This window comes from Cupriavidus sp. H18C2, from assembly GCF_049393795.1.
Taxonomy (GTDB): Bacteria; Pseudomonadota; Gammaproteobacteria; order Burkholderiales; family Burkholderiaceae; genus Cupriavidus; species Cupriavidus pauculus_C.
Window position 1 is genome coordinate 2,164,431 of record NZ_CP186010.1, and the last position, 14,607, is coordinate 2,179,037.

Annotated in this window: 14 protein-coding genes; 2 read left to right on the forward strand and 12 right to left on the reverse strand. The window is 66.6% G+C overall.

Translation table 11 applies throughout. The annotated features are described in order from the left end of the window. Nucleotides 1-49: 49 nt before the first annotated feature. From bamB to ndk, 8 genes are all read right to left on the reverse strand, one after another. On the reverse strand, nt 50-1,201 hold the full coding sequence (gene bamB, locus EPAKOI_RS09695; protein ID WP_124683973.1) for an outer membrane protein assembly factor BamB: 1,152 nt from the start codon (nt 1,199-1,201) through the stop codon (nt 50-52). A 41-nt stretch (nt 1,202-1,242) separates the two neighbouring features. After that, nucleotides 1,243-1,872 carry a YfgM family protein gene (locus EPAKOI_RS09700; protein WP_124683972.1) on the reverse strand — a complete coding sequence of 210 codons (630 nt, stop codon included), beginning with the start codon at nt 1,870-1,872 and terminating at the stop codon, nt 1,243-1,245. Between the two features lie 102 nt (nt 1,873-1,974). Further along, nucleotides 1,975-3,330, reverse strand: a complete 1,356-nt coding sequence (hisS, locus tag EPAKOI_RS09705) for a histidine--tRNA ligase (RefSeq protein WP_313840087.1) — start codon at nt 3,328-3,330, stop codon at nt 1,975-1,977. Nucleotides 3,331-3,371: 41 nt separating this feature from the next. Beyond that, on the reverse strand, nt 3,372-4,667 hold the full coding sequence (gene ispG, locus EPAKOI_RS09710; RefSeq protein ID WP_423192106.1) for a flavodoxin-dependent (E)-4-hydroxy-3-methylbut-2-enyl-diphosphate synthase: 1,296 nt from the start codon (nt 4,665-4,667) through the stop codon (nt 3,372-3,374). Nucleotides 4,668-4,715: 48 nt separating this feature from the next. Beyond that, nucleotides 4,716-5,807, reverse strand: a complete 1,092-nt coding sequence (locus EPAKOI_RS09715; protein WP_313840085.1) for a RodZ domain-containing protein — start codon at nt 5,805-5,807, stop codon at nt 4,716-4,718. After that, entirely contained in the window at nt 5,800-6,579 is a 780-nt protein-coding gene (gene pilW, locus EPAKOI_RS09720) for a type IV pilus biogenesis/stability protein PilW (protein ID WP_124683968.1), read from the reverse strand. Before pilW ends, EPAKOI_RS09715 begins: the two co-directional genes overlap by 8 nt. Continuing rightward, nucleotides 6,576-7,727: a 23S rRNA (adenine(2503)-C(2))-methyltransferase RlmN gene (gene rlmN, locus EPAKOI_RS09725; RefSeq protein WP_124683967.1), complete on the reverse strand. Its 1,152-nt coding sequence runs from the start codon at nt 7,725-7,727 to the stop codon at nt 6,576-6,578. Before rlmN ends, pilW begins: the two co-directional genes overlap by 4 nt. A gap of 50 nt (nt 7,728-7,777) precedes the next feature. Continuing rightward, nucleotides 7,778-8,203: a nucleoside-diphosphate kinase gene (ndk, locus tag EPAKOI_RS09730; protein ID WP_124683966.1), complete on the reverse strand. Its 426-nt coding sequence runs from the start codon at nt 8,201-8,203 to the stop codon at nt 7,778-7,780. A 339-nt stretch (nt 8,204-8,542) separates the two neighbouring features. Here ndk and EPAKOI_RS09735 point away from each other — a divergent pair, with 339 nt between their 5' ends. Further along, complete coding sequence (locus EPAKOI_RS09735) at nt 8,543-9,247, forward strand: Bax inhibitor-1/YccA family protein (RefSeq protein WP_423193506.1); 705 nt, start codon at nt 8,543-8,545, stop codon at nt 9,245-9,247. A gap of 71 nt (nt 9,248-9,318) precedes the next feature. Here the strand turns inward: EPAKOI_RS09735 and rlmD are convergent, their stop codons facing one another. Beyond that, nucleotides 9,319-10,740 (reverse strand): 23S rRNA (uracil(1939)-C(5))-methyltransferase RlmD, encoded by a 1,422-nt coding sequence (rlmD, locus tag EPAKOI_RS09740; protein ID WP_423192107.1) that lies wholly within the window; start codon nt 10,738-10,740, stop codon nt 9,319-9,321. Between the two features lie 90 nt (nt 10,741-10,830). Between rlmD and EPAKOI_RS09745 the strand changes: the two genes are divergently transcribed. Beyond that, entirely contained in the window at nt 10,831-11,685 is an 855-nt protein-coding gene (locus EPAKOI_RS09745; protein ID WP_423192108.1) for an endonuclease/exonuclease/phosphatase family protein, read from the forward strand. A gap of 35 nt (nt 11,686-11,720) precedes the next feature. Here the strand turns inward: EPAKOI_RS09745 and EPAKOI_RS09750 are convergent, their stop codons facing one another. Genes EPAKOI_RS09750 through EPAKOI_RS09760 form a run of 3 tightly spaced genes read right to left on the reverse strand, consistent with a single transcriptional unit; the run spans nt 11,721 to nt 14,605 of the window. Then, a complete protein-coding gene (locus EPAKOI_RS09750) occupies nt 11,721-12,557 on the reverse strand; it encodes a 3'-5' exonuclease (RefSeq protein WP_313840082.1) in 837 nt (278 codons plus the stop codon). Next, nucleotides 12,554-13,714 carry an RNA polymerase sigma factor RpoS gene (gene rpoS / locus EPAKOI_RS09755; RefSeq protein WP_124683963.1) on the reverse strand — a complete coding sequence of 387 codons (1,161 nt, stop codon included), beginning with the start codon at nt 13,712-13,714 and terminating at the stop codon, nt 12,554-12,556. Before rpoS ends, EPAKOI_RS09750 begins: the two co-directional genes overlap by 4 nt. A 6-nt stretch (nt 13,715-13,720) precedes the next feature. After that, entirely contained in the window at nt 13,721-14,605 is an 885-nt protein-coding gene (locus EPAKOI_RS09760) for a peptidoglycan DD-metalloendopeptidase family protein (protein WP_313840081.1), read from the reverse strand. Between the last annotated feature and the right edge of the window lie 2 nt (nt 14,606-14,607).

Below are 14,607 nucleotides of genomic sequence, written 5' to 3' on the forward strand. Positions count from 1 at the left end.
CGCCAGCACGCGGTACGATGGCGGCCCCGGCACGGGCCGCCGCTGGCAATCAGTTCGGCACGAAGCCGTACACGTCGCCGTCGCGGGTCTGGACCACCAGGGTCTGCCCGGCGATGACCGGCGCCGCGCTGATGGCGCTGCCGTCGGTCTTCATGCGCGCGACGATCGTGCCGTCTTCCCGCGACAGGAAGTGCACGAAACCTTCATAGTCGCCCACCACCACCGAGCGGCCGATCGTGGCCGGCGCACCAAGCTGGCGATAGCGCAGGTCCGTATTCTTCCAGCGTTCGTTGCCGTTCTGACGATCGAATGCGAACACCGCCGACGTCTCGTCGCTGGAGAACAGCGAATTCTCATCCTGGGCCAGGCCCATCGGCGACGAGAAATCCTTGCCCCACTGCGGCTGGCCGTTGGCCAGTTCCAGGCAGGCAATCCGGCCCTGGAACGTCGTGGCGCAGACCTGGCGGCCCAGCACGGCCGGCACGCCGGTCACGTCGTTCAGGCGCTCGATTTCCGACACGCCCTTCGGATAAGACACGGTGCTTTCCCAGCGCAGCACGCCGTTGCCCGGGGCCAGCACGCCCAGCTTGCCGCCCGGGAAGCCGGTCACAATGCCGTCGCCGGCATAGACCATCCCCATCGCGGCGCGCAGGTTCAGCGCGGCCTGGGAGCGCTGGTAGATCCAGCGGCGGTCGCCGGTGCCGGCGTCCAGGCCGATGACGCGCGTATCGGTCGTACGCACCACCACCAGGCCGTTGCCGACCAGCGGCGCCGACAGGACTTCGCCATTGACCTGCTTCTTCCAGATCTGCTTGCCGGACTTGTCGAACGCGTAGATCGCGCCCTTCTCGCCCGCGACGGCGGTGGTCTCGCCGTCCGAACCGGGGCCCGACGTCAGGTCGCGGTCGGTCTTGGCCTTCCACAGCGTCTGGCCGCTGGCCGCGCTGATCGCCATCACCGTACCGCTCTTGCCGGACACGTACACCGCATCGCCAGCCGCCACGGGCGCCATCACATACGGGCCACTCTTGCCCACGTCGGCCTTCCAGGCCTGCTTGACCGACAGCGTGGCCGACACCGGTTTCAGCTCGGTGGGCGGATGCTTGTTTTCCTTGCTGAACAGCGAGCAGCCCGCCAGCAGGCCCAGGCAGGTGCCGGCCACGAGCGTGCGGGTTGCGGCTGTGCGAAGCAATGACGTCATAGGATGCGTTCCGATATTTTTTGAGAGGGTCCGCGGTCCGCTCACGCGGTGCCCAGCGCGTCGAGCTTGAACTGGATGATCTGGCGCATGCCGGCTTCGCCGGTGCCCAGCTTTTCCAGCGCACGGCGGTAGGCGGTGCGGGCCTCGTCACGCTTGTCCTGGGCGGCCAGCAGGTCGCCGCGGCGGTCCGCGAACAGCGCTTCGTACTGCGCCGGCGCGTCCTTGAGCAGCGCCAGGCCCTGGTCGTACGCCTTCTCGTCGAGCAGGATGCCGGCCAGGCGCACGCGCGCCACCGGGGCATAGTCTTCGCCGCCGTGGTCGATGGCCCACTGGAGCTGGGTCTTGGCGCCTGCCAGGTCGCCGGCCTCGTACAGCACCTTGGCGGCGGTCAGCGCGCTCATCGGGCCGTAGGCGGTGCGGCCGAACTTGTCTTCGAGGTCCGTGGCGGCGCGCTTGACGCGGTCGGCGTCGCGCGCTTCGGCGGCCTTCGTCACCTGCTCGTAGAGCTGCGCGGCATCACCGGCCTGCGAGCGCTGCCAGTACTTCCAGCCGGACCAGCCCGCAAAGGCCAGCAAGAGCACAATGACCGCCCACGTGACGGCGTTGCCGTACTGTGCCCACCAGGCCTTGAGGCTCTCAAGCTGTTCCTGTTCTTCTAGATCGTAAGCCATGTCGAGGCAGTTACCTGCGTTGGTTGAAATTGACACGGCCGCTTCCTTCCAGGACAGCGGCCGTGCGGCACTTGTCTGACGACGCGCCTGTTGCCCGTCGTCCTATTGCTCGTCGTCCTCGTCGTCGTCCGCTTCCAGCGCGTCCACCATCCGTTCGATGATGAACTCGACCACGGTCTCGGCCGGGATGCTGGTCTGCGGACCGCCCTCGGCGGCGTTGCCGCTGCGCAGTTGCTTGACCGCCACCGTGCCGCCGGCGATTTCGTCGTCGCCAATGATAACGGCAAAGGAGGCGCCGCTCGCGTCGGCGCGCTTCATCTGCGACTTGAAGCTGCCGCTCTTGCCGTCGGGCGTGGCGTGGAACAGCACGTCCAGGCCGGCGTCACGCAGCCGTTCGGCCGCGATCATCGCCTGCTCGCTGGCGGCCTGGCCTTGGTGGACCATGTACACGTCGCAGCCCTGGGCCTCCGGGGCCAGCTTTTCCTCGCGCAGCAGTTCGATGATGCGCTCGATGCCCATCGCCCAGCCGCACGCCGGCGCGGGCTTGCCGCCCATCTGCTGGATCAGCGGATCGTACCGGCCGCCGCCCGCGATCGTGCCCTGGGCGCCCAGCTTGTCGGTGATCCACTCGAACACCGTCAGGTTGTAGTAGTCCAGGCCGCGCACCAGGCGCGGGTTGATCTTGAACGGGATATTGTTGGCCTTCAGGATGCGCTGGACGCCCTCGAAGTGCGCCAGCGACTCGGCACCCAGGAAGTCGATCAGTTTGGGCGCGTTGGCGGCCATCTCCTGCAGCGCCGGGTTCTTGGTGTCCAGCACGCGCAGCGGATTGGTGTACAGGCGGCGCTTGCCATCCTCGTCGAGGATGTCCTTGAAGCCTTCCAGGTACTTGACCAGTTCCTCGCGGTGCGCGGCGCGCTCGTGCGCCTGGCCCAGCGAATTCAGCTCCAGCCGCACGCCGGTCAGGCCCAGGTCATCCCACAGGCGCTGGCACATCAGGATGATCTCGGCATCCACGTCCGGGCCGGCAAAGCCCAGCGCCTCGGCGCCAAGCTGGTGGAACTGGCGATAGCGGCCGCGCTGCGGCCTTTCGTGGCGGAACATCGGGCCCGTGTACCAGAGGCGCTTGGGGCCGTCGTACAGCAGGTTGTGCTCGATGGTCGCGCGCACGGCCGCGGCGGTGCCTTCCGGGCGCAGCGTCAGATTCTCGCCATTGAGCGCGTCGGTGAAGGAATACATCTCTTTCTCGACGATGTCGGTCACCTCGCCAATGCCCCGCACGAAGAGCTGCGTATGCTCGACGATCGGCGTGCGGATCTGCTGGTAGCCATAGGCGCGCAGCATGCTGCGCGCGGCGTTGTCGAACAGTTCCCACAGCGGGGCATCGGCGGGCAGCATGTCGTTCATGCCCTTCACGCCCTGCAGTGCCTTGTCGGCCTTCGTCTTGTCTTCGCTCATGTTCTCTTCGTGATACCGGTGGTGTCCTGGCGCCCCTGCGCTCAGGCCACCGCTTCCTGTTGCTTGGCCTGCTTCGCGCCGGGACCGTAGTGCGTGCGGACGTATTCGTCCACGATCGCCTGGAAGTCCTGGGCAATATTGTCACCGCGCAGCGTCTTGACCTTGACGCCATCGACGAACACCGGCGCGGCCGGCGATTCGCCCGACCCCGGCAGCGAGATGCCGATGTTGGCGTGCTTGCTTTCGCCCGGGCCGTTGACGATGCAGCCCATCACGGCCACATCCATTTCCTCCACGCCGGGGTACTGGTCCTTCCAGACCGGCATCTGCTCGCGCAGGTACGACTGGATGCTGGCGGCCAGCTCCTGGAACGTCGTGCTCGTGGTGCGGCCGCAGCCCGGGCAGGCAATCACCATCGGCGTGAAATTGCGCAGGCCCATGGTCTGCAGGATTTCCTGGCCGACGTAGACCTCCTTCTCGCGCGGCGCGCCCGGTTCCGGCGTCAGCGAGATGCGGATCGTGTCGCCGATGCCTTCCTGCAGCAGCACCGACAGCGCGGCCGTCGAGGCCACGATGCCCTTGCTGCCCATGCCGGCCTCGGTCAGCCCCAGGTGCAGCGCGTATTCGCAGCGGCGCGACAGCTCGCGGTAGACCGCCACCAGTTCCTGCACCTGCGACACCTTGCACGACAGGATGATCTGGTTGCCCGGCAGGCCGATTTCCTCGGCCTTCTGCGCCGATTCGATCGCCGACGTGATCAGCGCCTCGACCATCACGCTCTGCGCGGGCCACGGCTCGGCGCGCTGGGCGTTCTCGTCCATGATGCGCGCGAGCAGGTCCTGATCCAGGCTGCCCCAGTTCACGCCGATGCGCACCGGCTTGTTATAGCGGCACGCCATCTCGATCATCTCGGCGAACTGCTTGTCGCGCTTGGCACCCTTGCCCACGTTGCCGGGGTTGATGCGGTACTTCGACAGCGCCTGCGCGCACTCGGGATAGTCGTGCAGCAGCGTGTGGCCGTTGTAGTGGAAGTCGCCCACCAGCGGCACGTTCACGCCCATCCGGTCCAGCTGTTCGCGGATGGCCGGCACGGCGGCGGCGGCCTCGGGCGTGTTCACGGTGATCCGGACGATCTCCGACCCGGCGCGCGCCAGTTCCTTGATCTGGATGGCCGTGCCGATGGCGTCGACCGTGTCCGTGTTTGTCATCGATTGCACGCGCACCGGTGCGCCGCCGCCGATCGTCACGATGTTGTCGCCCCACACGACGCTGGCCTGGCGCGACACGCGGCGTGGCAGCGGACCCGGGATCACCGGTTGGGAAGCTTTCTGGTGCATTGCGTTACCACCTTCAAATGGCATGGCTGATTGCGCGGCCCGGCCGCATTACTGCAGGGTCAGGCGCGCCACGTTGTTCCGGTCGGCGGCCTTGAAGTTGACCGGCGCGCCATTGTGCGCCATCGACTCCACGCCCTTCACGTTGCCGAGCACGACTTTGTAGGGACCACCCGCGCCGCTGCCGGCCACGGCGTCGCCGGCCTTGCCGGTGCCGCCCATGATGACCTTGCCGGTGCGGTCGCGCACTTCGTACCAGGTATCGGCGGCAAAGCGGATCTGGACCGCGCCGTCGCCGGTGGCGGCCGGTGCGGCAGGCGCACCAGGCGTGGCGGCCGTGGCCGTCGCGGGCACCTGCACCGGCTGGGCCACAGGCTTGTCCTGCGGCAGGCCCACCGCGCCGCCAGTGGCCAGCGGCATGCCGGTGGCGGTGGTCGGCGTGGTCGTGGTCGTGGTCGTCGTCGTAGCCGATGCGGGCGACGCCTCGGACGGCGCGGGCGAATCGTTGCCGGCCATCACCGGCGGCAGCGCGGCCGATACCGTGCCGTCACCGTTGCTCTGCGTCCCGCCCTCTTCCGCCGGCTTGTCGGCCGCGCGGTCGCCGGCCGGCGCATCGGCGGCGGCCTGATTGTGCGATTCCAGCCATGCCTTGGCATGGTCGTAGCCGAAGTACACGCCGGCGCCAGCCAGCGCCAGCACGCAGACCAGCCACAGCCAGCGGCCACCGGCGCCGCCCGTGCCCTTGGCCTTGCCGCCAAAGCGCTTGCGGTCGTCGAACGCCTGGTTCAGCGCGCCTTCATGCCGACGGGTGATGCCGGTTACCGGCATGGCCTGCGCCTGGGCATGGTATTGGCCCAGCAGGCCATCGATATTGATCTGCAGCGTGCGCGCATAGGCCCGCATCACGCCCTTGGCGAACGTCACGTCCGCCAGGCTCGACACATTGCCCGCCTCGATCGCCACCAGCTTGCTCGGCGCCACCTTCAGCCGTGCGCCGACATCCTCCAGCGACAGGCGCTGCGCCTCGCGACCCTCTTTCAGTTGCGCCCCGATCTCGCGGGCCACTGCCTCGCGGTCGGAGTCTGTCGCGCCGCCTGCAACTTGCGTTGCGGCCTGGCTGCCGGCGCGCTCTTCTTCATTCATCCCAAGCTCCTCTCTCGTATGCGGTCAGCTCGCGCGAATCGGGGAAACGGTTACGCAGTTCCGCGATCATCGCGCCCTGCGTCTGGGTATCGCCCTGCCGATGGGCAATGCGCGCACCCAGCCAGAGGGATTGCGCGGTGGCAAAACGGCTGCCGTTGATGCGGCCAGCGAACTGCCGGGCTTGTCCCATGTCCCCGCGCTGGAAATACAGTTGCGCGAGATTCATGAGCACTGACGGATCATTCCGGTCATATCCGTAGGCCGTCTGCAGATATTTTTCTGCCCCGGCAAAGTTGCCGTGGCGCAATTCGCAGACGCCCAGGTTGGTCAGCGGCTTGATCGGCCCATTGGCCGACGGGGCCTGCACGGCGCGTTCCAGCGTCGCCTTGCCCTCGGCGTAGCGGTTGGTCTGGCACTGGAACCAGCCATAGTTGTTCAGGATGTCCGGGTCGCCCGCGCGCATGCCCAGCGCGGTACGGAAGCTGTCCTCGGCCAGCGCGTTCTCGTTCATGCCCATGTAGATCAGGGCGCGCACGTGATAGGCGTCGACGTTGGCCGGATCGATCGCGATGGCCTGCTTGACCTCGTCAAGCGCCACCGGGTACTGGCGCGCCTCCAGGTACTGCGTCGCCAGGCGCAGCCGGAGCGCGGCGCGCTTGTTCGCGGCGGTCTGGTCGGAAGCGGTCTTGATGTCCTGCGTGGGCCCGGCGGGCAGCGTGCAGGCGGATAGCATCAACAGCCCTGACAGGGCAGCGACAAGCAGACGGATCATGCAGGACGGGCCTCCCGAGCGCTGCCGGCAACCACCGGCACCAGTGGCGTGATCTTGCCGAACTTGCCGCGCTCGGCCAGGCGGGTGCGATCCATGACCTCGCCGGCCAGCTGGCCGCACGCGGCGTCGATGTCGTCGCCACGGGTCTTGCGGATCGTCGTGACGATCCCCGCGTCCATCAGCACCTGGGCGAAGCGGCGGATCTGCTCGTTGTTCGAGCGCTTCAGCCCCGACTCGGGGAACGGATTGAACGGGATCAGGTTGAACTTGCATGGCACGTCGGCCACGAGCTTCAGCAGTTCCCGGGCGTGCTCGACCGTGTCGTTGACGTTGTCGAGCATGCAGTATTCGAAGGTGATGAAATCGCGCGGCGCGAACTCAAGGTAGCGGCGGCATGCCGCCATCAGTTCGGCCAGCGGATACTTGCGGTTCAGCGGCACCAGCACGTCGCGCAGCGCATCGTTCGAGGCGTGCAGCGACACGGCCAGCGCCACGGGCAGGTCCTTTGCCAGGCGGTCCATCATCGGCACCACGCCGGACGTGGACAGCGTCACGCGGCGGCGCGACAGCCCGTAGGCGTTGTCGTCGAGCATCAGGCGCATGGCCGGCACGACGGCATCGTAGTTCAGCAGCGGCTCGCCCATGCCCATCATCACCACGTTGGAGATGACACGGTCGTCCTTGGGGCCGCGGCCCAGTTGCTCGCGCATGGCGAACTCGGCCATCCAGAGCTGGCCGATGATCTCGCCCGTGCTGAGGTTGCGCGAGAAGCCCTGCTTGCCGGTGGAACAGAACCGGCAGTTGACGGCGCATCCGGCCTGGGACGACACGCACAGCGTGCCGCGCGTGTCCTCGGGGATGTACACCGTCTCCACCGCGTTGCCGGCGCCCACGTCGAGCAGCCACTTGCGCGTGCCGTCGGCGGACAGGTTGTCCGTGATGATGGCAGGCGCCCGGATCTCGGCCCGCGTCGCGAGCTTTTCGCGCAGCGACTTGGCGAGATCCGACATGGCGTCGAAGCGGCTGGCGCCGAACTGGTGGATCCAGCGTTGCAGCTGCCGTGCACGGAACGGCTTCTCGCCGAGCTCGCCGCAATAGGCGGTGAGCGCGTCCGCGTCGAGATCGAGCAGGTTGACGAGAGAGTTCATGACGGCAGTTTCCAGCGTTGCTACAGGTTCAGTCGTGATGTCAGAGACAATCAGCGGCTGTAAACGTTCATGCCCGGGAAGAAGAACGACACTTCCACGGCAGCCGTCTCGGCGGCGTCCGAGCCGTGCACGGCGTTCGCGTCGATGCTGTCGGCGAAGTCGGCGCGGATGGTGCCCTTCTCGGCCTTCTTCGGGTCGGTGGCGCCCATCAGCTCACGGTTCTTGGCAATGGCGTTCTCGCCTTCCAGCGCCTGGATCATGACCGGGCCCGAGACCATGAAGTCCACCAGGTCCTTGAAGAACGGACGCTCCTTGTGCACTGCGTAGAACTGCTCGGCTTCGCCGCGCGACAGGTGCACCATCTTGGCAGCAACGACTTTCAGGCCGGCGGCCTCGAAACGGGCGTAGATCTGGCCGATAACGTTCTTGGCCACGGCATCCGGCTTGATAATCGACAGGGTGCGTTCGATCGCCATGAAAAACTCCGAAAAATGAAGGGGTTACAAATGGATTAAACGTGCAATTCTAGCACGACCGCATGGCGGATTCGAGCGCGTGCCGGCATGACTTGAAAGACGCCCGGACGCACCGGCACCGTGCCCCAGATTATGCGCCGGAAAGCACATTACATTGTTGAAATGCGGGAACAGATACCCGGCACTTGCGTCAAAATGTCTGCGTTTTCGGAAAACAACTACTGACAAGGGTAATTGTCAAGACAAGGGCCCTTGCAAATCCGCGGGCGCGATGCCACATTGGCGCTGTGCGGCCGGGTTACCCCGGCGCCTCACGTATCTCAGATGACAGGAGTCATGATGAACAACAAGCTGAATACCTATGGATTCGGCAACAGCGCGGGCGTGACCGATGTGGCCGTCCGCAACCGGGTCCTACGCAATACCTACTGGCTGCTGGCCATCTCGATGATCCCGACCGTGCTCGGCGCGTGGATCGGCGTGGCCGCCGGCTTTGCGGGCCTGGTCGCCGGCAGCCCGGGGCTGTCCGCCATCCTGTTCCTGGCCGTCGCGTTCGGCTTCATGTTCGCCATCGAGAAGACCAAGAACAGCAGCATGGGCGTGGTCCTGCTGCTGGCCTTCACGTTCTTCATGGGTCTGATGCTGGCGCGGATCCTGAGCCTGACGCTGTCGTACTCGAACGGCCCGGCGCTGATCATGTACGCGTTCGGCGGCACCGCGGCCGTGTTCGGCGTGATGGCGACGATCGCCACGGTCAGCAAGCGCGATTTCTCGGGCCTGGCCAAGTTCCTGTTCGTCGGCGTGATCCTGCTGATCCTGGCCAGCATCGCCAACATCTGGCTGCAGCTGCCGGCGCTGATGATCACGCTGTCGGTCATCGCCATCGCGATCTTCTCGATCTTCATCCTGATCGACGTGCAACGCGTGGTGAACGGCGGCGAGACCAACTACGTCACCGCCACGCTGGCGATCTACCTGGACGTCTACAACGTCTTCGTGAACCTGCTGGCCCTGCTGGGCATCTTCGGCGGCAACCGCGACTGAGCGGCGCCGCACCCAATGAAACAGCCGCCCTCGGGCGGCTGTTTTTTTGTCCGGTCCCGTCGCGCCAGGGCTCAGTCGCGGTCGAACACGGCGATCGATTCGACGTGCGACGTGTGCGGGAACATGTTGACCACGCCCGCACCGCTGAGCCGGTATCCGGCCTCGTGCACCAGCAGGCCGGCGTCGCGCGCCAGCGTGGCCGGGCTGCACGACACGTAGACGATCCGCTTCGGCAGCAGGTCGCTGCCGGCCTGGTTCAATTCGCCAAGCGCCTTGCAGACGGCCAGCGCGCCCTCGCGCGGCGGATCGACCAGCCAGCGGTCGAACCGGCCCAGCGCCGCGATGTCCTCGGCGGTCACCTCGAACAGATTCCGGCACGCGAACGACGTCTTGCCGGCCAGCCCGTTGTACTCGGCATTGGCCAGCGCGCGCGTGGTCAGCGCCTCGCTGCCCTCGATGCCCATCACCGACGCGCCCTGCGTGGCCAGCGGCAGCGTGAAGTTGCCGATGCCGCAGAACAGGTCCAGCAGGCGGTCAGACGGCTGGGCGTCCAGCAGGCGCAGCGCCCGGCCGATCAGCACGCGGTTGATCTGATGGTTGACCTGGGTGAAATCGGTCGGCTTGAACGGCATGCGGATGCCGAACTCGGGCAGCGTGTAGGCCAGTTCCTGCTCGGCCGGGTAGAACGGGTAGACCGTGTCGGGGCCCTTGGGCTGGAGCCAGAACTGTACGCCGTGCTGGTCGGCGAAGGCGCGCAGCAGGTCCTTGTCGGCATCGGTCAGCGGTTCCAGAATCCGCAGGACCAGCGCCGTCACCTCGTTGCCGACGGCCAGTTCGATCTGCGGCATGCGGTCGCGGATCGACAAACCCGTCACCAACTCCCGCAGCGGCACCAGCATCGCCGACACGTGCGGCGGCAGGATCTCGCAGCGCGTCATGTCGGCCACGTAGCTGCTCTTGCGCTCGTGGAATCCCACCAGCACCCCGCCCTTCTTGGCCACGTAGCGGACCGTCAGCCGCGCCCGATAGCGATAGCCCCAGTCCGGGCCGGCGATGGGACGAAACACCACATCGGGCTTGACCTTGGACAGGTGCCAGAGGTCGTCTTCCAGCACGCGCTGCTTGATGGCTAGCTGCGCGCGCGCGTCCAGATGCTGCATCGAGCAGCCGCCACAGACGCCAAAGTGCTGGCAACCGGGCGTCACGCGCATCACCGACGACTCCCTGATCTCGACCAGATGGGCCTGCTCGTAGCTCGGCTTGCGCCGGTAGCTCCGGTACGCCACGGTCTCGCCGGGCAGCGCGCCTTCGACGAAGATCACCTTGCCGGGCGTGCCGTCCTCGTTTTCCAGGCGGCCGACGCCACGCGCCTCCATGCCGAGGCTGTGGATCGAGACCACGGGATCAGCGGGCACGGGCGTGGCGGATGCGGCGGGTGCGGCACCCGGCTGGCCCGCTTGCTGGGGCTGGGGAGTAACGACGGCTTGAGACACCAGAGGGACCTGACGTATTGTTTTGCGAAAGCGCGATTGTAGTCCAGTCATCGCGCCGTCACGAAGCAGCACGTCACAGGAGAGACGGCGATGGAACTCGTTTCCTGGAATATCCAGTGGGGACGCGGCGCGGACGGCAAGGTCGACCTTGCGCGCACCGTTCGCACGATCCGCGGCATGGCGGACGCCGATGTCATCTGCCTGCAGGAAGTGACGCGCGGCTTTTCCGACATCGACGGGAATCCGCAGCGTGACCAGGTGGCGGCGCTGACCGCGCTGCTGCCGGGCTATCGCGTGATCTTTGCGCCCGGCGTTGACCGGACGCATGGCGACGGCACGCCGCGCCAGTTCGGCAACGTCATCGCCACGCGCCTGCCCGTGCGCGAGATCTTTCGCCATGCCCTGCCCTGGCCGGCCGATCCCGATGTCGCGTCGATGCCGCGCGTGGCGCTGGAAGTCACCGTGCTGGCAGACACCAGCCCGCTGCGCGTCATCTGCACGCATCTGGAGTACTACTCGAAGCCCCAGCGCGAGGCCCAGGCCGACGCGCTACGCCAGTGGCACACCGAGGCGTGCGACCACGCGCGCCGGCCGGGCAAGTCCGAGAAGAAGCCGGGCCCGTTCACGCCCGAGCCGCGCCCCACCGCTGCGGTGCTGTGCGGCGACTTCAACAGCAAGCCCGATGACGTGGCCTACCGGCGCGTGCTGGAGCCGTACAGCGACGGCACGGTGAACTGGAAGGATGCCTGGTGCCAGATGCACCCGGGCCAGGACCATGCGCCAACCTGCGGGCTGTACGACAAGGAACAGTGGCCCGAGCCGGCATTCGCATGTGATTTCGTCTTCGTGACCGAAGACCTGCTAGGCGACGTCAGGCGCTGCGAGGTCGATGCCGGCACCGATGCATCGGACCATCAGCCGATCCACCTGAGCCTGGCGCGCTAAAGGCCGGGAAGGCCGGAATTGCGAGGCTGGGCGCCTCAGTCCTCGTCCTCGGCCTCGGGGGCCATCGGCTGGAGCCGGAACGCGCGCAGGTACTGCATCCACTGCTCGCCCGGCAGCTCGGCCAGCGTCTCCTGCACCAGCGACACTTCCATGTCGAACTCGCGCGGCGACAGCCCGCCGCGCATCAACTGGAAGCGGCAGTACATCAGGTACGTGTTGACGACGTCGGTCTCGCAGTAGTCGCGGATCTCGGCAAGCCGGCCCTGCTGGAACGCCTGCCAGACCATGCTGCCGTCCATGCCCATCTTGCCGGGAAAGCCGCACAGCTTTGCCAGGTCATCGAGCGGCGCGCTGGCCCGCGGCTGGTACATCGCCAGCAGGTCCATCAGGTCCAGGTGCCGCATGTGGTAGCGGCTGATGTAGTTGTTCCACTTGAAGTCGCGGCTGTCGTCGTCGCGGCCCTCGCCCATTTCCCAGTAGCGCGGCGCGGCCACGCCGTGCACGAGACCACGGTAGTGCAGCACGGGCAGGTCAAAGCCGCCGCCGTTCCACGACACCAGTTGCGGGCTGTAGCGGGCAATCAGCTCGTAGAACTTCTGGATCAGCGTGGCTTCTCCGTCCTCGGGCGTCCCCAGCGATCCGACGTGGAACACCGCGGAGCCGTCGCGCTGCGTACGGCGCAGCACGCACGAAATGGCGGCCACGCGCTGCAGGTAATGGGGCAGGAAATCGGAACCGGTTTTATCGCGGCGCGCAGCAAACGCATGCTCGGCCACTTCGGCGTCGCTCATTGCTGCGGGATGGTCGTGCAAACGGCGCAGGCCGTCGACATCGGGAATCGTCTCGATGTCGAATACCAGCACAGGGGTCATAAAACGGCGTCCTTCCTTACACCTTGCGAAGCGAAATGCCGCTTGAGCTTGACCAGCGCTTCCTGCTGGATCTGGCGCACGCGTTCGCGCGTCAGGCCCATTTCCTCGGCCAGCTCTTCCAGCGTGGCCGGCTCGATGTGGTTCAGGCCGAAGCGGCGCTCCACCACATAGCGATGCTTCTCCGACAGGCGCGCCAGCCAGAGCTTCATCAGGTTTTCGAGTTCGCGGTGGGCCACCTCCTGGTCGGGGGCGGCATTGTGCTCGTCGGACAGGAAATCAAGCAGGCTCGATCCCGGGTCGAGATCGAACGGCGTATCGAGCGAGGTGGTGTGTTCGTTGAGCGCCAGGACGTCCTGCACCTCGTCCGGCGTCTTGCCGAGGAGATGAGCGATGTCTTCCAGGCTGGCGTCGCGGCCGTCGGTGCCGCCCTTCTCCAGATGACGCTTGGCGCGCAGGACCTGGTTCAATTCGCGGATGACGTGCACCGGCAACCGCACGGTGCGCGCCTGGTTCATGATGGCCCGCTCGATGCTCTGGCGGATCCACCACGTGGCGTAGGTCGAGAAACGGAAGCCGCGCGTCGGGTCGAATTTCTCGATCGCGTGCATCAGGCCCAGGTTGCCTTCCTCGATCAGGTCGAGCAGCGGCACGCCGCGGTTCAGGTAGCCCTTGGCGATGCTGACCACGAGGCGCAGGTTGCGCTCGATCATGACCTGCCGGGCCGAGAAGTCGCCGCCCTTGGCCAGCGTGGAGAAATGCAGTTCCTCCGGGGCTGACAGCAGCGGCTTGATGCTGATGCGATTGAGATAGTGCTGGACCGTATCGGCGGCCAGTTCGGTATGCAGGACGGTGCGGAAGTCGTCGGGCTCGGCGGCAGCCTCGGTCGTGCTTTCCTCCTCCTCGTCCTCGGACTCCTCTTCCTCGTCCTGGTCCGATTCTTCGGCGCTTATTTCGGCATTGCGCCGGCTGGCGCGCGACACGGGAGCGATGGGTTCGTCAGCCACCGGCACCATGTCCGATGCCGGGTCGGCTTCCGCCTCGTACACTCCGACGACCTCGTCATCGGATTGCGTTGCCACGCCAGCCTTGCCTTCCGGCTGCTTGGGACGACGGGTCCTGCTGACAACTCCGGATGAGACAGTTTTCTGGCGTGGCATGAAACCTCACTGTGGCGGTAGATACCGCATCGGATCGACCGGTTTTCCGTTCTTGCGAACCTCGAAATGCAGCTTGACCCTGTCAGTATCACTGTTACCCATTTCGGCAATCTTCTGGCCCTTGCGGACCGTTGACTGCTCTGCCACCAGCACCTTGTCGTTGTAACCGTAGGCGGTGAGATACGTGTCGTTGTGTTTGATGATGACAAGATTCCCGTAGCCGCGCAAGGGGCCTACGTGAATCACCCTACCCTCGTCGGCGGCCAGCACCGCATCGCCTTTCTTACCTGCGATATCGATGCCCTTGTTGCCCTTGTCGTCAAATTTACCAACCAGTTGGCCGCTGGCCGGCCAGACCAGCCGGATGTCGCCCGCCGGGGCCGATGCGGCACCGGATGCGGCGGCCACGGCGGCCGGCGCCGGGGCGGCCGGCACGGCAGATGCCGCAGGTGCGGACGACGCGCTCATCGGCGTGCCGACCGGGCGGGTCGCGTCGATCGGCTGCGCCTGCACGGTGCCCGGTGCCACGGGCACGGTGGCCACGCCCGGCGCGGCATTCACGTCGGCGCTCGGCGGCACCACGCGCAGCAGTTGTCCCACTTCGATCTGGTTGGCGTTGGCCATGTTGTTCCAGGCCGCCACGTCGCGGTAGGACTGGCCGTTCTCCAGCGCGATACGGTAAAGCGTATCGCCGCGCTTGACCCGATAGTATCCGGGCGGCGCCGGCTCGTTGGACACCGCCGCCGGCTGGGTGGCCACGCCCGAGGTGCGGTCCACCACCGGCGCGGGCATCGGGGAATTGGCGCAGGCGGCCAGCACGGCTGCCGCGGCCAGGACGCCCAGGTGTTGTCCGACTCGTGTGAAATTCTTCTGATTCACGATGTTGTGCATAG